Below are 18,958 nucleotides of genomic sequence, written 5' to 3' on the forward strand. Positions count from 1 at the left end.
CGATGACGCTGATGATTTCGGAGATTTCGCTGGAGGCGCGCTCGATGCCGGCCATGGCATCGACCGCGCGGCGCACCACCTCGCCCGACTGTTCGGCCTCGACCCGCGCATCGGCGACCGCGCGGTTGGCGCGGTTGGCACCCTCGGCGGTCTGGCGGACGGTCGAGGTGATCTCGTCCATCGCGGCGGCGGTTTCCTCCAGGCTGGCGGCCTGCTGCTCGGTGCGCTGCGACAGGTCGTCCGAGGCCTGGCGGATGTCGCTGGCGCCCGAATTTATGCCGTGGGTGGAGGCGATGACGGTGCCCATCGTGCTCGCCAGCGCCCCGACCGCGCGATTGTAATCGGCGCGCAGCTTTTCATATTCGGCGGGGAAGGCGCTATCGATCGCCTGGTCGAGATTGCCCTCGGCCAGTTCGCCCAGGCCCTTGCCCAGCGCGGCGACGACGACCTGCTGCGCCTGCGCGGCCTGTTGCACGGCGACGGCATTGTCGCGGAACACGGCCACCGCCTTCGCCATCCGACCGATGCAGTCGCGATAGTCGATATAGGGCACATCGCTGTGCACATTGCCGGCGGCCAGGCGTTCCATGGCCTCGACGCTGCCCACATAGGGGTTGCAAATCAGTGAACGGCTGACGCGCGACACGACCAGCGTGGCGAGTAGCACGCCCACCGACACGATGATCGGCAAGGTCGGCGCCACGCCACCATTGGCCACAATGGTCGCAATCAGCCCAGCGGTCGCCAGCCCGCCATAGACGACGGTCAACACGTCGAACTTCTGGCGAACAGGTGCCGTTTTGGCGAACCAGGTAATCATGAAGGTCCCTCCATCGACCGCGAGTGGGAGACTCGCATTCGGTCGGGAAGGGATTACGAATCCCTTTCCTTCCTCTTCGATCTGACCGTTATGGTCCGAACCGGTAAATATCCGGTTGCGGAACCATTTTTCGGTCGGGAAGGTACTGGATCGTCAGCGCGGCGGCAGGCTGTCCTTCATGCCGGCGGCCGAGAGAATCTCGATCCAATAGCCGTCGGGATCAGTGATGAAGGCGATATCCTTCATCTTGCCGTCCTGCGGCCGCTTCTTGAAGGGCACGCCCAGCGACTCGAAGCGTTCGCAGGCGGCGGCGACGTCGGCGACGCTGATCCCGATATGGCCAAAGCCGCGTGGATCGGCATTGCCGTCATGATAGCCCTTGAAATCGGGGTCCGACTCGGTGCCCCAATTGTGCGTCAGCTCCAGCGTGGTCTCGCGGTCGAAAATGAAATGCGCGCGCTCGGCCGGGTCCTCGGGGATCGTCTCGCCGTCCTTCAGATAGGCGAGGAAATAGAGCGAGAAGCGCATCTCCTCGAAATCCAGCTTCTGGAGCAGAGTCATGCCCAGCACGTCCCGGTAGAAGGCGAGCGACGGTTCGGGATCGCGGATGCGCAGCATCGTCTGGTTGAGGGTGAAGGATTCGGTGCCGGCGGGGCGGGTCATCGAGCGGTCCTTTCGTGAAAAAAAGAGGCCCCCCGCCAGAAGCGAAGGGCCCGAAGGTGTCACATACGGTAAGGGTCGACTCAGGCGAGTGTCAGGCCGACATCGACATTGCCGCGCGTAGCATTGGAATAGGGGCACACCTGATGCGCGGCGTGCATCAGCCGCTCGGCATCGGCGCGGTCGACGCCGGGCAGGTTGATGGTCAGGTCGGCGGTGATGCCATAGCCGCCCTCGTCACGCGGACCGAAGCCGATCTCGGCGGTGACGGTGGCGTCCTGGGGCACCTTCACGCCTTCCTTGCCCGACACGGCCTTCATCGCGCCCAGGAAACAGGCCGAATAGCCGGCGGCGAACAGCTTTTCCGGGTTGGCGCCTTCGCCGCCCGGGCCGCCCATTTCCTTCGGGACGACCAGCTTGACGTCGACCGTGCCGTCCTCAGTCCGCGCCGCGCCGTCACGGCCGCCGGTTGCCGTCGCCTTGGTCTTGTAGATGGCTTTCACGCCCATATCGGCACTCCCAGGTTAAGATTGATCCGGGGGCACAAGCGCGTCAGGGCGGATGGCGTTCCCCTTTTTCCATGTTCAGCGCGCGGTCGCCCGGATCGCCGCGTCCGACCAGCCGCCGCCCATCGCCTGATAGAGGGTGATATAGGCGGTCAGCTGATTGGCCTGCGCCTCGGCGAGCGCCAGTTCGGCGTTCAGCAGCCCGCGCTGCGCATCGAGCTGTTCGAGATAGGAGGAATAGCCCGCGCGGTAGCGGTTGGAGGCGATGCGCAGCGCATCGGCCTGGGCGGTCCGCTGCCCGGCCAGCGCCACCGCCTGCTCGCCCGAGCGGCGGACCGAGGCCAGGCTGTCGTCCACCTCGCGAAACGCGGTCAGCGCCGCACGGCGATAGGTATAGGCCGCCTGATCGCGCCGCGCCGCGCTGGCATCGGCCTGGGCACGCAGGCGGCCGGCGTCGAAGATCGGGGCGAGCACGCTGCCGCCGAGCGAGAAAATGGTGACCGGGTCCTTGAGCGCGCTCGACAGGACGACGCCTGCCGTTCCGGTCAGCCCCAGGCTGGGCAGCATCGCCGCGCGCGCGCTGTCGAGCGAGCGGTCGGCGGCGACCAGCGCCTGTTCGGCCTGGAACAGGTCGGGGCGGCGGCGCAGCAGGTCGGCGGGCAGGCCATCGGGGATGGCGGGACGGACCAGCCGGTCGATGGGCAGGCCACGCGCGATCGGCCCCGGCGTGCCGCCGACCAGCACGCTCAGCGCGTTCTCCTGCCGCGTGACCGCCAGTTGCGCGGCGGCGACCAGCTGCTCGGTCGAGCGATATTCGCCTTCGGCCTGCCGCAGCTCCAGATGGGAGGTATAGCCGGTTTCCGCGCGCCGCCGGGCGATGCGCAGCGCGTCGGCGCGGGCGGCCAGCGTCTCGCGCGCGATATTCAATCGGTGGTCGAGCGCGCGTAACGTGACGTAACCGCTGGCCACCCCGCTGGCGAGCGCCAGCCGGACGGTATCGCGTGCCGCCTCGGTCGCCAGCAACTGCGCGCGCGCCGCCGCGCGGGCGCTGCGCAACCGGCCGAACAGGTCGAAGTCATAGCTGGCCTGGACCAGCGGCTGCGTCCCGAAGGCGTCCAGCCCGGTGCCGAGCGCGGTGACGGTCCGCGCCTCGCTGACCGGCAGGCCGGCGGTGATGTTGGGGGACAGCTGCGCCCGCGCCAGCCGCTCCTGCGCGCGCGCCTCCTCGACCCGTGCGGCGGCGCTGCCCAGATCGGGGCTGTTCGCCAGCGCGGTGGTGACGAGCGCGGTCAGTTGCGGATCGCCGAACGCCTGCCACCACTCGGTCGCGATCGGGCTGCCCGGCCCCAGTGTCGTGCGCCAGGCGGGGGGCGCGACGACCGCGCTGGCCGCCGGCCGTTCGGGACGCGGGCCGATACAGCCCGCCAGCAGCAGGGCGGCGATCAGGGAAGGGGCGGCGCGCCTCATCGCACCACCGGCCCGCCGGCGGTATCGACACTGGCCTGCACCGACATGCCGGGACGCAGACGCGCCGCCAGCGATTGGCCCGGATCGACGCGGATGCGCACCGCGATACGCTGCGGCACCTTGGTGAAGTTGCCGGTGGCGTTGTCGGACTTCAGTACCGCGAACTCGGACCCGGCGGCGGGCGAGATGCGCTCGACCCGGCCGGTCAGCCGGGCGTTGTTCAGACCGTCGACGGTGAAGCTCGCCGGCTGGCCCACCGTCATGCGCGCGGTCTGCGCTTCCTTGAAATTGGCGATGACCCAGGTTTCGGGCGGCACCAGGAACATCAGTTGCGATCCGGCGGTGACATATTGGCCCAGCCGTACGCCGACCTCGGACAGGCGGCCTTCCTCGGGGGCGCGGACGATGGTGTTGGCGAGGTCGATCTGCGCCAGCCGCCGTGCGGCCTCCGCCCCCGACACGCCCGCCTGTTGCCCGCCGCGTCCGACGACGACGGTGCGCACGTCCTGCTGTGCGATCTCACGCGCCGCCTTGGCCTGACGCAGCGCGGCTTGCGCCTGGCGCAGCGCCGCCAGCGTCTGGTCGCGTTCGCGCAAGGATACCGAGCCGTCGGTGACCAGGTCGTTGACGCGCGCCATATCGGCCTGCGCGCGCATCAGTTGCGCCTCGGCATTGGCGACGGCGGCGTCCTGCGCCGACAGGCTGGCGGTGCGCGACGCCTGCGCCTGGCGGCTATTGGCGAGCGTGGCCTCCTGCGCCGCGACCTGCGCGGTCGCCTGGTCGACGCGCTGGCGATAGATGCGGTCGTCGATCCGCACCAGCGGCTGGCCGGCGCGCACCGTCTCGAAATCGCGGACGAGGACGGCGGTGACATAGCCGCTGACCTGCGGCGCGATCACGGTGGTGCGACCGCGGACATAGGCGTTGTCGGTCGACTGGACGCTGCTGGAAAAGGGCGGCAGCCGCCAGGCCGCCAGCACCGCCGCGATGCCGCCGACGACCAGCAACAGGATCAGCGCGCGCGACCGCCACCCGCCCGAGGGCGGCCGCCATCCCGACGCCGGCGGCGGCGCGGGTGGGGGTACGGGGGCGGCGCTGGCGGGTGCGGCCCCAGCCTCGGCGGCGGCCTGTTCGGTCATCGGCGTGGGGGAGACGGGCGAGCGGGTGTCGGTCATGGCTCAGGCCTTGGCAGCGGCGCGGGCGCGCCGATTGCGCCGCCAGGTCAGCAGCGCGAGGAACAGGGTGACGGCGGCCGCAAGCGCTGCGACCAGGCGGAAGACATCGTTATAGGCGCGGATATTGGCCTCACGCGTGGCGGCCTGCGACAATAGCGCGCCGCCCTCTGCGCGTGACAGGGTGGGGTCGGAGACGACGCCCGACACGCGCACGCCGCCGGCCTGGATACGCTGCGTCACCTGCGGATCGGTGGGGTCGATATTCTGCACGATCGCGGCGCTGTGCGTCTTTTCGCGGACCACCTGATAGGTGCCGAGCAGGGCGGTGCCGCCCAGCCCGCCGACCGAGTTGAGCATCCCGAACAGCGCGATGAAGCTGATCACATGCCCGGCCCCCTGTTGCAGCGCGCGGGTCATGCCGAACAGCAGCGAGGGGCCGAGGAAGAAGGTCGTCGAAAAGGCGATGAGCGCCTGTGTCGCATAAAGCTGCGGCGCGCGGGTGAGGTTCGTCGAGAAGCTGTCGGCGAAGGCCGCGACGGCGACCAGCGCGATCGCGAACATGACGGGATGGGTCAGTCGCGTCACGTCCAGCGTCACCGCGCTGGCGACGACCCCGCCGACCGAGGCGATGAAGACGATGGTGAACAGCGTCCCGAACTGGTCGTTATTCTGGCCCAGCGTGGTCAGCAGGCCGACCGCGGCGTAATTCTGTTCGGACAGGACGATGCGCGCCATCAGCGTGACGATGGCGAAGCGGATGATGTCGACCGACCCCAGCCAGCGGGTGTTGAGCAGGGGATTGACGCGGTTATGCTCGATCCACAAAGCGGCGGCGAGCAGCGGGATGGCCAGGACCAGCGCCCAGCCGATCCATTCGGCCTGTGTCCACCACACCAGCCGCCCCTGGCCCAGCACCGCGCAGATCAGCCCGATCGCGGGCGCGTAGAGCGCGAAGGTCAGGAAATCGAGCGGCTCGAACGCCTTCAGCCGCTGGGTCGGGGGCAGGCGAAGCGCGACGATCGCGGCCAGGCTGATCGCGGCCAGCCCGAACTCGAACATATAGAGCGTGCGCCACTGCGACATGGCGAGCAGCTCGGGCGAGAACAGGCGCGCCAGCGGCGTCGCGCATTGCGGCACGCCGATGCCCAGCACGATCGCCTTCAGCCGCCATTTCGCGGGCAGCGCCTGCATCATGTAATAGAGCCCCAGCGACGACAGCGCCGCCGCCGCCATGCCGCTGGCCGCGCGCACCGCGATGGCGGTGCCGAAGTCGCGCACGAACAGATGCGCGAAGGCCAGGACGGTATAGAGCCCGACGAACAGCAGCGCGAACGGGCGCAGGCCGAATTGCTGGCGGAACTTGATCAGCAACAGGTTGATCGACGCGTTGGTCATCACATAGGCGATGGGCAGCCACGCGATCTCGGTCGGGTCCAGCCCCAGCGCGCCCTGCAACTGGATCGTGTTCACCTGGACCATCGCATTGCCCAGCCCGCCGGTCAGCCCGATCAGCACCGCGATCAGGCCATAGGCCAGCCGGCGGCGCAGCGGATGGTCGAAATTGCCGGGAGAGCCGGGAATGGTCGGCCGTTCATGGGGAGCGAAGGACCATTCCTCCTCGCTCCAAAATTGCCGAAACCGCGTCGCCATTGCTGTCCTTTCGCGCCGCCGCGCAAAACGCGCAAGTCGGGGAATCGGGCGCGGGCATGGAACGCCCCCAGGACAAACCGCCAGGATCGGGTCGAATTGGGGAGGACGGCGCACTTGATCGTCATCGGAACGGGCGCATGCGAAGCACGTGCGCGCTTGTCGCGTGTCGGACATCGTGACCCCGTTCCGCCCCGCCACTCTACCGGGGCCCGGGATCACCCGTCCAGCATCGCCCTTATCCGTGCCGCCAGATCGGCGAAGTCGAACGGCTTGGTGATCAGCGCGACGCCGGCGTCCAGCCTTCCGCCATGAACGATCACGTCGCGGGCATAGCCGGTGGTGAACAGCACCTTCAGCCTGGGATGAAGCGCCCGCGCGGCGGAGGCGAGGTCGGCGCCGGTCATGCCGCCGGGCAGGACCACGTCCGAAAAGAGCAGGTCGATGCGCGCCGCATCGGGGGCCTCCAGCAGCGCGAGCGCCGAGGCGCCGTCATCCGCCTCCAGCACGTCATAGCCCAATTCGCGCAACGCCTCGGTTGAATAGGCGCGGACATCGGCGTCGTCCTCCACCACCAGGATCGTTTCCGATCCGTGGACCGCGCCCCGGGCATCGAGCGGCGCCTCGACGGCGGCGTCCACCTCTCCCTCGAAACGCGGCAGGAACAACGAGACGCAGGTCCCCTGGCCAGGCTTGGATTCGATCTGCACCTGCCCGCCCGACTGCTTGGCGAAACCATACACCATCGACAGGCCCAGCCCGGTGCCCTTGCCGACCTCCTTGGTGGTGAAGAACGGCTCGAACACCCGGCCCAGCGTCGCGCGGTCCATGCCGGTGCCGGTGTCGCTGACATCGATCGCGACATAATCGCCCGGATCGGTGGGGTAGGGGACAGGGCCGGCGGCCATGGCCGCATGCCCCTCCAGCCGGGCGTTCCGCATGGTGATCGACAGGGTCCCGCCATGCGGCATCGCGTCGCGCGCATTGACTGCCAGGTTCAGGATGGCGCTTTCCAGCTGGTTGGGATCGGCCTCGGCCGGCCACAGCCCGCTTTCCGCCCGGATGTCGAGCGTCACCTGCTCCCCCAGCGTCCGGGTCAGCAGGTCGGACAGCCCGTCGACCAGCCGTACCGCATCGACCGATTGCGGCGCCAGCGGTTGACGGCGCGAGAAGGCGAGCAGCCGCTGGGTCAGCGTCGCGGCGCGCTTGGCCCCCGTCATCGCGTTGGTCGCGGCGCGCCTGGCGCGGGGGTGTTCGTCGGCGGGCAGCAGCCGGTCGAGCATCTCCAGATTGCCGACCACGACCTGGAGCAGATTGTTGAAGTCGTGCGCGATGCCGCCGGTCAGCTGGCCGACCGCCTCCATCTTCTGGCTCTGGCGCAGTTGCGCCTCCATATCGGCCAGTTTTTCCTGCGCGGCCAGCCGTTCGGACACGTCGGTCGCGAACTGATACGCTCCGATCGGCGTGCCGTCCGCGGCGATCAGCGGGCTGAAGCGAAGCTCGTAATGCCGCCGCTCGCCCCATTGGTCGATCAGCGCCTGGATGACGGAGAAGTCCTCGCCCGCCAGCGCGCGCGTCCAGTAATCGCGCATGACCGACAGGATCTCGGGCCGCGTCGCCATCGCCTCGCCCTTGTGCTGGCCGATATGCGGGCGCACGCCGAAAATCCGCTCGAAATCGTCCGACGCGGCGCGGTTGATCGCCAGATAACAATGATTGAAGCCCAGGACCTGCACCATCGTGCCGGTCGAATCGATGATGTCGGCGAACAGCTTGCGCTCGGCCAGCGCCTCGGCGACGCGGCGTTCCAGCACGGCGTTGACGTCGCGCAACGTCGCCTCGGCCCGGCGGCGCTCGTCGATGTCGAACACCGATCCGACCATGCCCATATACGCGCCGTCGTCGATCCGGGGGATGGCGCTGATGGTTGCCCAGTGATGGCCGCCCTCGCGGTGGCGCAGGCGGAACTCCAGGTTGAGTGCGACCCGGTCGCGGGTCGCGGCGCGAAAGGCGTTCTCGACCGCCGCGCGATCCTCGGCATGGACCGCCTTGATCCATTGGAAGTCCAGGCCCTGCTCCACCTCGAAGCCGGTCTGGGTGGTCCAGGCGCGGTTCATGTAGATGCAGCGGCCATCGGCCCCCGTCATCCACATGATGATCGGCGAATGATCGGCGACGTTGCGGAACCGCGCCTCGCTCTCGCGCGCGGCGACGATGGCGATCTCTCGCTCCTGCCGGTCGCGCATCCGGGCGCTGCTGTCGATCACGGTCGCCAGCACGCCGGCCGGGCGCCCCTGTTCATCGGCGATCGGCGTATAGTCCAGATCCAGCCAATGCTGCGCGCTGGTGCCGTTATGCTCCAGCATCAGCGCCTGGTCGCGATAGGCCAGGCTCTGGCCGTTCAGGCCCGACAGGATCACATGTTCGTTGAAGGCGCGCGCCTCTGGCCAGGCATCGAACAGGCGCTCGCCCAGAATGGCGGGGTGGCGGTTGCCGGAAAAGGCGGCATAGCCGGCATTGTAGATCAGGATGCCCTCCGGCCCCCAGATCGTGGCGATCGGAATGGACGAGGCGAGCGCGATGCCGATCGCGGTCATCCGGCTCTGCGGCCAGGACGCGATGGGCCCGAGCGGCGTCGCGGCCCAGTCATGGCTGGCGATCAACCGCCCCATCTCTCCGCTACGCGCCAGGATCGCGGCGAAGCCCGCAGGAATATCGGCAAGGGCCGTCACGGTCATGCTTCGTCCGCCTCCCTCGAACGTGGCGCCATTGCTGCTGTAGCGTTGCTTTGGCGGGAGGAACAGAGGGGGGCGGTGTGATCTTGTGGTGGATCAATCGTAAATGTTTTCCGGCAGAAACGACCCGTCCGCCCCGTCGATGACCGGCCCGTCCGCGCCGCCGTTCATCGGATCATCGCCCCGACATCACGTGCCGCCATGGAGCCAATAGGCATCTGCCCGGTTCGACTGCTAAAGCATGGTCCAAAATCAGGAGAGACGGATGAGCGCACATCTTTACCCCGTACCGGATTGGGCCGATCGCGCGTCCATGGACGCCGGGGCCTATGCCAGCGCCTATGATGCCGCGAAGACCGACCCGGACGGCTATTGGGGCGAACAGGCCCGTCGGCTCGACTGGATCACGCCCTTCACCACCGTGAAGGACACCAGTTTCGACGAGGCCGATTTTCGCATCAACTGGTTCGCCGACGGCCAGCTGAACGTCGCGGCCAACTGCATCGACCGGCATCTGGCGACCCGCGCCGATCAGGTCGCGATCCTGTGGGAAGGCGATGCGCCGGGCACCGAGCGGCGCATCACGTACCGCGAACTGCACGGCGAGGTCAGCCGCCTCGCCAACGTGTTGAAGGACCTGGGCGTCGGCAAGGGCGACCGTGTCACCCTCTATCTGCCGATGATCCCGGAAGCGGCGTTCGCGATGCTCGCCTGCGCGCGGATCGGCGCGATCCATTCGATCGTCTTCGGCGGCTTTTCGCCCGAAAGCCTGGCCAATCGCATCGTCGATTGCGAATCGCGCATCGTCATCACGGCGGACGGCGGCTGTCGCGGGGGCAAGGCGGTGCCGCTCAAAGCCAATCTCGACGCCGCGCTGGAGCATCACGGGGCCGCGGTCGATCATGTCGTGGTCGTTCGCCACACCGGCACCGATGTCGCGATGAAGGAGGGGCGCGACCGGTGGTACGGCGATCTCGTCGATGCCGCCCCCGCCGACTGCCCGCCCGAGCCCATGGGGGCGGAGGACCCGCTGTTCATCCTCTATACCAGCGGTTCGACCGGCAAGCCCAAGGGGGTGCTGCACACCAGCGGCGGCTATCTGCTCTGGGCGTCCTATACCCATCAACATGTCTTCGATTACCGGGATGGCGAGGTATTCTGGTGCGCTGCCGATGTCGGCTGGGTCACCGGTCACAGCTATGTCGTCTATGGCGCGCTCGCCAACGGCGCGACGACCCTGATGTTCGAGGGGGTGCCCAACTATCCCGACCACAGCCGGTTCTGGCAGATCGTCGACAAATACCAGGTCGCGACCTTCTATGCCGCGCCCACCGCATTGCGCGCGCTGATGCGCGAGGGCGACGAATGGGTGAAGAAGACCGACCGCTCCTCGCTTCGCGTGCTGGGTTCGGTGGGCGAGCCGATCAACCCGGAAGCGTGGGAATGGTTCTACCGCGTGGTGGGCGAGGAACGCTGCCCGATCGTCGACACTTGGTGGCAGACCGAGACCGGCGGCCACATGATCGCCCCCATTCCCGGCGCGGTGCCGCTCAAGCCCGGCTCGGCCACCAAGCCGCTGCCCGGCGTGCTGCCGCAGATCGTGGATGCCGAGGGCAAGGTGCTCGACGGCGCGGTCGAGGGCAATCTGGTCATCGCCGACAGCTGGCCGGGGCAGATGCGGACCGTCTGGGGCGATCACGATCGCTTCTTCCAGACCTATTTCACCACCTATCCGGGGAAGTATTTCACCGGTGACGGATGTCGCCGCGACGAGGATGGCTATTACTGGATCACCGGGCGCGTCGACGACGTCATCAATGTCTCGGGCCACCGCATGGGCACCGCCGAGGTGGAATCGGCGCTGGTCGCGCATGCCAAGGTCGCCGAGGCGGCGGTCGTGGGCATGCCGCACGACGTGAAGGGGCAGGGCATCTACGCCTTCGTCACGCTGAACGCCGGGGTCGAGGAGGACGAGGCGCTGCGCACCGAACTCGTCCAGTGGGTTCGCCGGGAGATCGGGCCGATCGCCACCCCCGACGCGCTGCAATTCGCGCCGGCTCTCCCCAAGACCCGCTCGGGCAAGATCATGCGCCGCATCCTGCGCAAGATCGCCGAGAATCAGGTTGATGCGCTGGGCGACACCTCGACCCTGGCCGATCCGGCGGTGGTGGACCATCTGGTCGCCAACCGGGTCGAACCGGGGAAGAAGGCGGCGTGATCCGCCACGGGGCCGCGCCTGCGGACGCGGCCCCGCTTACCCTTGGCCTTGGGCCGCGCTCACGCTGAGGGAGGGATGGGGCTCGGCCCAGGATCGTCCTTCGGTCGGCGCGGCGTCGAAGGCCGCGCCGACCGATCACGGCGCCTTGCGCACCGGGGGCAGGGCCGCGCAGATGTCGACGCCCCCCGCCGGCACGGTGAAAAAGTCATTCCGCCGGTTCTCCCGCGCCTTGATCCAGGCGGCGAAGCGCGGGCCGGCCGTTTCGCGATATTGATACCGCGGCCGCTCGGCGGCGGGCAGTTCGCTCGCCAGCCGCGCCGACACGATCGGCAGCCGCTGCGCCTCGTCCTTGTAGAAGCCCAGATCGCCTGTACCGCGCGGCAGGGTGGACAGCGCCTCCATGCCGTCGATCACCCGGCCGACCACGGCGATATTGCGATCGAGCGCACGCGGCGAATGGCCGATGATGGTATAGAGTTCGGCACCCGACCCCGTGCTGGGCGCCAGATCGCGCGCGACACCGACCATGCCATAGCAATGCGGCATCCATTCGGACTGGGCATCGCCGGCCAGCGGCCATCCGTCGCGGCTATAGCCCGCCCAGGCGGCATAGGGATCGGGCCGGCTCAACCGCGCGACCGCGCTGTTGCCGGGGCGGACATATTCCGCCGGCGGATTGGCTACGATGCCGGGCGGCAGCGGCTTCTTCTCGGTCGCATCGCCCCATTGCGCGACGTAATTCTCCTGCACGCGGTAGACGCTGGTCCCCGCATCCCACCAGCGCGCCCGCGCCAGCGCACGAATATTGGCGACATGCACCGGTGCCTGCCCGGCGGCGAGCCGCATCGTGACCGTCCGCCCGTTGGACAGGGTGAAGACCAGCACCTCGTTATCGGGCACCGCCACCCAGTCGCCGGGCAGCGGGTCGCCGGCCTGTACGGCCGGGGCGGGGGCGGGCGAAGCCTGCGCCAGAAGCGCGGCGAGCAGAAGCGCGATCGTCATGGCCGAAAGACTGCCCCAGCCGCCCGCCCCACGCAATCGCTTGCGCGCCGCGAGGAAGCGCATTAGGGGCGCGTGTTCCAGGCATGACTCATGCGGAGCGGTGGCCGAGTGGTCGAAGGCGCTCGCCTGGAAAGTGAGTATACGGCAAAACCGTATCGAGGGTTCGAATCCCTCCCGCTCCGCCAGATCTCTTTGATTTATCGAATAAAACCTAAAGCGCGAATTTCATGCCCGCGTTCGGTTTGGCTCTCTGGGCCGAACATGCGCGCTGGTGAAACGTGCGTCGGGTGATTCCGAACCCATCCGCTTTGCATATGCGGATGACAGGAGGACGCATGTGAGGGGCAGGGCCCATCATCCGTGTTCATCAATCGGTGCGATAATTACTGCGGCATTCCGCGACGCCCCCGGCACGGTCGGGGTCGCACGAATTTACCGCCGCGTGACCCTCGCATCGCGATCGCGGAAGGGATATGTGGGGGGCATGATGAAATCGCCGCATCCGACCCGCCGCGCGCTGGGTGACGACGCCTGATGTCGTGGTTCGAGAAACTCGCGATCGTGGTCTTCATGGTGTTGTTCATGGAGTGCTTCGCCTGGGCCGCGCATCGCTATGTGATGCACGGTTGGGGCTGGGGCTGGCACAAGTCGCATCATGAGGAACATGACGGCTGGTTCGAGAAGAACGACCTGTATGCGATCGTCTTCGCGATCGTGCCGATCATCCTGTTCACCGTCGGCCTGAAATGGGAACCGCTCTGGTGGGGGGCGCTCGGCATCACGGTATATGGCGGCATCTATGCGTTCGTCCACGACATGCTGGTGCACCAGCGGGGGGGATTTCGCTGGGTCCCCAAGCGCGGCTATTTCAAGCGCCTCTTGCAGGCCCATCGCCTGCACCATGCCGTCGAGGGCAAGGATGGTACCGTCAGTCACGGCTTCCTGTTCGCGCGCCGGCCCGCGGTGCTGAAGGCCCAGCTGCGCGCCAATGCCGAGGCGGCGCGCCGTACGTCGGGGTCCGGCAAGGTCGCGACGATGGCGTCGATGGACGGGGATCGGTGAATTCCGCGTCCCGCCCTGCCGACGCGGCGCTGATCCGGCAGACCGGGATCGGCGTTGCGTTGTCCGCAATGATCATCGCGGCATGGCTGACGATCCATGTCGTGGGCATCTTCTTCTGGCGGTGGAGCCTGGCGACCATCCCGCTCGCGATCGTCGCGATCGTCGTGCAGACCTGGTTGAGCACCGGCCTGTTCATCGTCGCCCACGACTCGATGCACGGCGCCTTGGCTCCGACGCACCCACGGCTCAACCGCGCGATCGGCGCCATCTGCCTCTCGCTCTATGCCTGCCTGTCCTATGCGACTCTGCTGCCGCAGCATCATCGCCATCATGAGAATACGGGGCGGGCGGGTGACCCCGACTTCCATGGCGGCGATCCGCGCCTCGCCGCATGGTTCGTGCAGTTCTTCCGAACCTATTATTCGCACGGCCAGATCCTGAGGATCACGCTGGTGGCGCTGGCCTATACGCTGCTGTTCGGCGCGCCGCTCGGCAACATCGTCCTGTTCTGGGCCGTGCCCGCGCTGGGGGCCGTGGCGCAGCTTTTCATATTCGGCACCTGGTTGCCGCACCGCGAGCGGCCGGTGCCCTTCGCGGATCGGCATCGGGCGCACAGCCTGTCACTCGGGCCGATCCTGTCGCTGCTGACCTGTTTCCACTTCGGCGGATATCATCACGAACACCATCTGTTTCCCGGAACGCCCTGGTGGGGCCTTCCGGCGCGGCGCCGCGCGAACCAGCGGCGGCCGGCCGAACACCGCACGGCCGGGGGGCGGGCATGATCCTTGCCATCACCCTGTCCGCCGTGGCGATGACCGCGATCGTCGGCATCCGCTATCTGATCGTGTCGGGCGCATTCGCCTGGGTCACGGTCCGCAAGCATCCCGGCCTGTACGCCGGTCTGGACCCGCAGGTGCGCCGTGAAATCATCTGGAGCCTGGCGTCCGCCGCCCTGTATGGCATTCCGGCAGGCGTCGTCGCCTGGGGATGGCAGCATCATGGCTGGACCCGGGTCTATACCGACATCCATGCCTATCCGATCTGGTACGCGCCGCTCTCGGTGCTGCTGTACCTTCTGCTGCACGACACCTGGTTTTATTGGACGCATCGCTGGATGCATCGCCCGGCGCCGTTCAAGCTGGCGCATGCGCTGCATCATGCCAGCCGACCCCCGACCGCATGGGCCGCCATGGCGTTCCATCCGATCGAGGCGTTGAGCGGGGCGGTGGTCATTCCCCTGCTGGTCTTTTTCGTACCCATCCATGTCACCGGTCTGGGCATCGTGTTGACGATCATGACGGTGATGGGGGTGACCAACCATATGGGGTGGGAGATTTTTCCCCGCTTCATGTGGACCGGCCGCTTGGGCGGCTGGCTGATCACCGCCAGCCATCATCAGCGGCATCATGAGCTTTATGGCTGCAACTATGGCCTGTACTTCCGCCATTGGGACCGGCTCTGCGGCACCGATCGCGGGGTCGGTGGCTTCGAACGCGAACACGCGCGCGCCGCACGCCGGGCGATGGCGGCAGGAACGGCTCCCGCCGAATAAGCCGGCGCGAAGAATGCCTGCGGGCGCCGATCGCAAGCGGGCAAATGTGCGATCGAAGGGCAACGCCGCTATGCGGGTCTGGATCTTACCGGTCGTGCTGCCGTTGGAGTGCGGGCGGGCCAACCATCGATAGTGATCGGCGGCCGGTTACCATGCCGGGGCCGAAGGCGTTTTCGAAGGCCAGCCCCATCGCTCGGGAGTCAGGATGCCCATCATCGCCAAAACTATCAGGCGAAGGCCAAGATGGCTTATCGCTCCCCTCATCGGCTGTACCGCCGGCATTGCGATGCCCTGCGCCGCACAGGAGGGTGGCAACGGCGATCTGCGGGCGGTCACGATCGAGCCGAATGTCCTGGTGCAACTGGATGCCGGCGGTCCGATCGGGCGACATGGCGCGGGCGACGAACCGGGCGGCGGGGTCAATTTTCGTCGCGCCCGCCTCGGCGTCGTCGGCGACCTGCCGGCGGGATTCGAATTCACGGTCGAATGGGATTTCGGCGGTCGACCGGGTGGCAAGAACAGAATCTACGAGGCCAGCGCAGCCTGGGCCGGTATCGACGGCCTATCGATACGGGCGGGCGCCTTCGAGCCCAACTTCTCGCTGCAACAGGATCGCTCGGCCCAGGCGCTGCTCTTCCTGGAACGAAGCGCGGTCATCGACGTCACGCGGCAGATCGCCACGGACACCGCACGCGTCGCGTTGCAAGCGCGCGCCAATGGCGATCGCTGGTTCGCCTCCGCAGCGGTAACCGGCGGTCAGGCCGGGCCCGGCTATGACGGATCGGAACGCGGCGCTGCCTTGCGCGTCACCGGACTGCCCGTCCGCACGGACGATCTTACGATTCATACCGGCATTTCGCTCGCCAAGTCGTTCCGGCCCAAGCGGGGCAGCGGCGTGGGCAAGGAACGCGGTTTTTCATTCACCGCCATGCCGGAATTGTCGCTCACCGCCGGTAACCCGACGCTCGACACGGGATCGCTCACCGCCAAAAGCGGCTATGCGGCGGGGCTGGAAGGGGCGATTTCGTGGCGGCGATGGCAGGCGCAAGGTGAGATATACCGCATCGGCGTCGACCGGACGGGGGGACACCGGCGCTTTTCGGGCTGGTATGTGGAGGCGTCCCGGGTGCTGACCGGCAGATCGCGCGCGTACCGGGTGGACAATGCGACCTGGGACGCGCCGCGTTCGCCGGAGGACCGCTTCGATCCCGCTGCCGGACGCTGGGGCACCGTCGAGGCGGGCGTGCGCTATTCCACGCTCGACATGAACGACCGCGACGTGCGTGGCGGCCGGCAACGGATCTGGACGGCGGGGCTCGCGTGGTGGCCGACGCAGCGCTTCGCATTGCAGGGGCAGGTTCAGACGGGGACGTATTCCGATGCCGGCGCTGGCGACGATCCGGCTTTCCAAACCCTGGCCCTCCGCGCCCAGTTGGACCTGTAGGTTCGAACGGGGCGGCGGCGAGATCGGCGACTAGCCGCGGAGCATCCGTGCCCTGGGTGCGGACCGCTGGACATGAGCGGTGCCCGTTTGCCGGCATCGATCGTATCGGCAGTTCCCGGGGCAAGATAAGCAATGGACTTGCTCCCTGCGAATACATCGCCGCAATCTGAAAATTCAACGACGGACCGATCCATCGTCAATCCGGCTCGCCAGAGACCATGGGCGACCTTAGGGCTGCGGTGACGAAATCCGCAACTATTCGGACGGCTGCGTCCGGTTTAGCTTGCCCTCTCACCGGCTGTCGTTAATCTGTCCCTGTAACGGGGGACTGCGACGTGCTGGATTTATTGGTTGCGCCGCAAACGGTGGTATTTACCGCCGCGCTTATACTTATGCTCGCAATTGGTCTGGTCGAAGCGCTCGGGCTGGGCGCGAGCGGGCTGGACCTTGATCTGGACCTGGATTCCGGGCTGCTCGATTGGCTGGGGGTGGGTCGCGTTCCCCTGCTGGTTCTGCTCGTGGCGTTTCTGGCCAGTTTCGGCGTCGTCGGACTGGGCACGCAGCAGATCGCGCAGGCCGTGCTGGGCGGGTTTCTGTCCCTCTGGTGGGTCATTCCCGGCACCGTCATCGCGGCCTTTCCGATCACCGCCGGTCTTGGCCGGGTACTTGCGCGTCTGATGCCGCATGATGAGACCACGGCGTTCGACGTCGACGATCTCGTCGGACGGCGGGGCGTGGTCACGGTCGGTCGCGCCACGGCTGGCAATCCCGCCCGCACGCGCATCCTCGACCCGCATGGGCAGGCGCACCACGTGCTGGTCGAGCCCAATGATCCCGCCGCGATTTTCGAGGAGGGCGATACCATCCTCCTCGTCCGTCGAGAGGGCGCGCATTTCCGCGCGATCCTCCATTCGTCTCCACGCCATACCGACTGGATGAAGATATGAACGATCTGGTTCCCGCCGGGGCGGGTGCCGTGCTCCTGTACGCCGGCATTCCGTTCCTCGCCCTTGTCATCATCGGCATCATCACGGCGCGGCTCTACAAGCGCGCGTCGAAGGAAATCGCATTCGTTCGCACGGGGTTCGGAGGCGAGAAGGTGGTGATGAACGGCGGTGCGCTGGTGCTGCCGGTGTTGCACGAGACGATGCCGGTCAACATGAACACGGTGCGCCTCGCGGTGGAGCGGCGCAACGGCGATGCGCTGATCACGCTCGACCGGCTGCGCATCGATGTCCGCGCCGAATTCTATGTGCGTGTCCGCCCCGACCGCGAGGCGCTGGCCACTGCCGCCCAGACACTGGGTCAGCGCACGATGCACCCCGAGGCGTTGAAGGAGCTGGTCGAGGGTAAGTTCGTCGACGCGCTCCGCTCGGTGGCGGCGGGCATGACGATGAACCAGTTGCACGAGCAGCGCAGCGAATTCGTCCAGAAGGTGCAGCAGGTATCGTCCGCCGACCTGGCGATGAACGGGCTGGAGCTGGAAAGCGTGTCGCTGACCGGGCTGGACCAGACCTCGATCGAGCATTTCAACGCCAATAACGCGTTCGACGCCGAAGGCCTGACCAAGCTGACCGAGCAGATCGAATTGCGCAAGAAGACGCGCAACGACATCGAGCAGGATACCCGCGTCCAGATCGAGGCGAAGAATCTGGAGGCGAGTCGTCAGTCCTTCACCATCGCCCAGGACGCCGAGTTCGCGCGGCTGGAGCAGGAGCGCGAGTTGGAGGTCCGCCGGGCCGAGCAGGCCAGCGAGATTTCGCGCCAGCAGACCGAGCGCGAGCGTGAAGCCGAGCAGGCCCGGATCGTTGCCAAGCAGCAGACCGGCGCCGCGCAGATCGAGGCGGATCGCGCGGTCCAGGAGGCGCGCATCGCGCAGGAGCAGGCACTGGCCATCGCGCGGCAGGAGCAGCAGATCGCCGTCCAGAACAAGAGCCGCGAGGAAAGCCAGGCCAAGGCGCAGGCGGACAGTGCCCGGGCCGAGGCCGTGGCTGCGGAGGAAAAGGTCGCCACTGCGCGGGAAACCGAGGTGGCAGAGCGCGCCAAGCGGATCGAACTGATCGACGCCGCGCGCGAAGCGGAGCGAGCGGCCATCGCCATCCGCGTCGCAGCCGAAGCCGACGCCAAGGCCGCGATCGATCGCGCCCAGGCGCTGCGGGCGGCAGCCGAAGGTGAGGCGGAGGCCGAAAAGCTGCGGGCGGAGGCGGCGCGCATCCGTTTCGAGGTGGAGGCCGAAGGGCAAAAGGCCGTCAACGAGGCCGCCAATCTCCTCTCCAACGAGCAGGTCTCGCTCCAGACCAAGCTGGCGCTGCTCAAGATATTGCCGGATCTCGTCCGCGAAGCCTCCAAGCCGCTGGAGGCGATCGACAGCATCAAGATCGTTCAGGTCGATGGGCTGTCCGGTGGAGGCGCCGTCAGCGGCAACCAGTCCTCGACGCCCGCCAATGACGGCAATCTGGCCAACTCGGCGGTGTCGGCGGCGCTCCGGTATCGGGCGCAGGCGCCGGTGATCGACGGCCTGATGAAGGAGCTGGGCTTCGATGGCGCGACGCTGGACAACCTGATCCAAGGGGCGACCCGCGAAGCGGGTGCCGAATAAGGCGCGGGTCTTCTATGCGAACATGAGGTTGATGATCGGGGCGGCACGGCGATGCCGTCCGCCCCCACGCC

The 18,958-nt window shown here is 67.6% G+C and carries 14 protein-coding genes, 1 tRNA gene and 1 pseudogene; 8 read left to right on the forward strand and 8 right to left on the reverse strand.

What is annotated here, in order from left to right; all coding sequences use genetic code 11:
- The 7 genes and pseudogenes from ACQKJZ_RS04690 to ACQKJZ_RS04720 all read right to left on the reverse strand — a co-directional run.
- A pseudogene (locus ACQKJZ_RS04690) lies at positions 1-820 on the reverse strand (methyl-accepting chemotaxis protein); the annotation flags it as partial.
- A gap of 153 nt (positions 821-973) precedes the next feature.
- A complete protein-coding gene (gloA, locus tag ACQKJZ_RS04695; RefSeq protein WP_427730151.1) occupies positions 974-1,483 on the reverse strand; it encodes a lactoylglutathione lyase in 510 nt (169 codons plus the stop codon).
- Positions 1,484-1,563: 80 nt separating this feature from the next.
- The gene (locus ACQKJZ_RS04700; RefSeq protein ID WP_312490940.1) at positions 1,564-1,989 is read right to left on the reverse strand and encodes an organic hydroperoxide resistance protein; all 426 of its coding nucleotides are present in this window, start codon (positions 1,987-1,989) and stop codon (positions 1,564-1,566) included.
- A 75-nt stretch (positions 1,990-2,064) separates the two neighbouring features.
- On the reverse strand, positions 2,065-3,453 hold the full coding sequence (locus ACQKJZ_RS04705; protein ID WP_427730152.1) for an efflux transporter outer membrane subunit: 1,389 nt from the start codon (positions 3,451-3,453) through the stop codon (positions 2,065-2,067).
- Complete coding sequence (locus tag ACQKJZ_RS04710; protein WP_427730153.1) at positions 3,450-4,628, reverse strand: HlyD family secretion protein; 1,179 nt, start codon at positions 4,626-4,628, stop codon at positions 3,450-3,452. Before ACQKJZ_RS04710 ends, ACQKJZ_RS04705 begins: the two co-directional genes overlap by 4 nt.
- A 3-nt stretch (positions 4,629-4,631) precedes the next feature.
- Complete coding sequence (locus ACQKJZ_RS04715) at positions 4,632-6,278, reverse strand: MFS transporter (RefSeq protein ID WP_427730154.1); 1,647 nt, start codon at positions 6,276-6,278, stop codon at positions 4,632-4,634.
- Positions 6,279-6,493: 215 nt separating this feature from the next.
- Complete coding sequence (locus ACQKJZ_RS04720; RefSeq protein ID WP_427730155.1) at positions 6,494-9,013, reverse strand: PAS domain S-box protein; 2,520 nt, start codon at positions 9,011-9,013, stop codon at positions 6,494-6,496.
- A gap of 262 nt (positions 9,014-9,275) precedes the next feature.
- Between ACQKJZ_RS04720 and acs the strand changes: the two genes are divergently transcribed.
- Positions 9,276-11,228: an acetate--CoA ligase gene (gene acs / locus ACQKJZ_RS04725; protein WP_427730156.1), complete on the forward strand. Its 1,953-nt coding sequence runs from the start codon at positions 9,276-9,278 to the stop codon at positions 11,226-11,228.
- Positions 11,229-11,363: 135 nt separating this feature from the next.
- Here the strand turns inward: acs and ACQKJZ_RS04730 are convergent, their stop codons facing one another.
- On the reverse strand, positions 11,364-12,230 hold the full coding sequence (locus tag ACQKJZ_RS04730) for a peptidylprolyl isomerase (RefSeq protein WP_427730157.1): 867 nt from the start codon (positions 12,228-12,230) through the stop codon (positions 11,364-11,366).
- Positions 12,231-12,324: 94 nt separating this feature from the next.
- On the opposite strand from ACQKJZ_RS04730, the gene ACQKJZ_RS04735 reads away from it, so the two are divergent.
- The 7 genes from ACQKJZ_RS04735 to ACQKJZ_RS04765 all read left to right on the forward strand — a co-directional run bounded on the left by ACQKJZ_RS04735 (position 12,325) and on the right by ACQKJZ_RS04765 (position 18,887).
- Positions 12,325-12,415, forward strand: a tRNA-Ser gene (locus ACQKJZ_RS04735).
- 349 nt (positions 12,416-12,764) lie between these two features.
- Positions 12,765-13,292 carry a beta-carotene hydroxylase gene (locus ACQKJZ_RS04740; RefSeq protein WP_427730158.1) on the forward strand — a complete coding sequence of 176 codons (528 nt, stop codon included), beginning with the start codon at positions 12,765-12,767 and terminating at the stop codon, positions 13,290-13,292.
- Complete coding sequence (locus ACQKJZ_RS04745; RefSeq protein ID WP_427730159.1) at positions 13,289-14,074, forward strand: fatty acid desaturase; 786 nt, start codon at positions 13,289-13,291, stop codon at positions 14,072-14,074. The genes ACQKJZ_RS04740 and ACQKJZ_RS04745 overlap by 4 nt, the downstream gene beginning before the upstream one ends.
- Complete coding sequence (locus ACQKJZ_RS04750; RefSeq protein WP_427730160.1) at positions 14,071-14,844, forward strand: sterol desaturase family protein; 774 nt, start codon at positions 14,071-14,073, stop codon at positions 14,842-14,844. Before ACQKJZ_RS04745 ends, ACQKJZ_RS04750 begins: the two co-directional genes overlap by 4 nt.
- Before the next feature lie 286 nt (positions 14,845-15,130).
- Entirely contained in the window at positions 15,131-16,288 is a 1,158-nt protein-coding gene (locus ACQKJZ_RS04755) for an OprO/OprP family phosphate-selective porin (RefSeq protein WP_427730161.1), read from the forward strand.
- Positions 16,289-16,623: 335 nt separating this feature from the next.
- On the forward strand, positions 16,624-17,235 hold the full coding sequence (locus ACQKJZ_RS04760; RefSeq protein WP_427730162.1) for an OB-fold-containig protein: 612 nt from the start codon (positions 16,624-16,626) through the stop codon (positions 17,233-17,235).
- Positions 17,232-18,887 carry a flotillin family protein gene (locus ACQKJZ_RS04765; RefSeq protein WP_427730163.1) on the forward strand — a complete coding sequence of 552 codons (1,656 nt, stop codon included), beginning with the start codon at positions 17,232-17,234 and terminating at the stop codon, positions 18,885-18,887. Before ACQKJZ_RS04760 ends, ACQKJZ_RS04765 begins: the two co-directional genes overlap by 4 nt.
- Positions 18,888-18,958 lie beyond the last annotated feature (71 nt).

This window comes from Sphingomonas sp. NPDC019816 (assembly GCF_050274375.1).
Lineage (GTDB): Bacteria > Pseudomonadota > Alphaproteobacteria > Sphingomonadales > Sphingomonadaceae > Sphingomonas.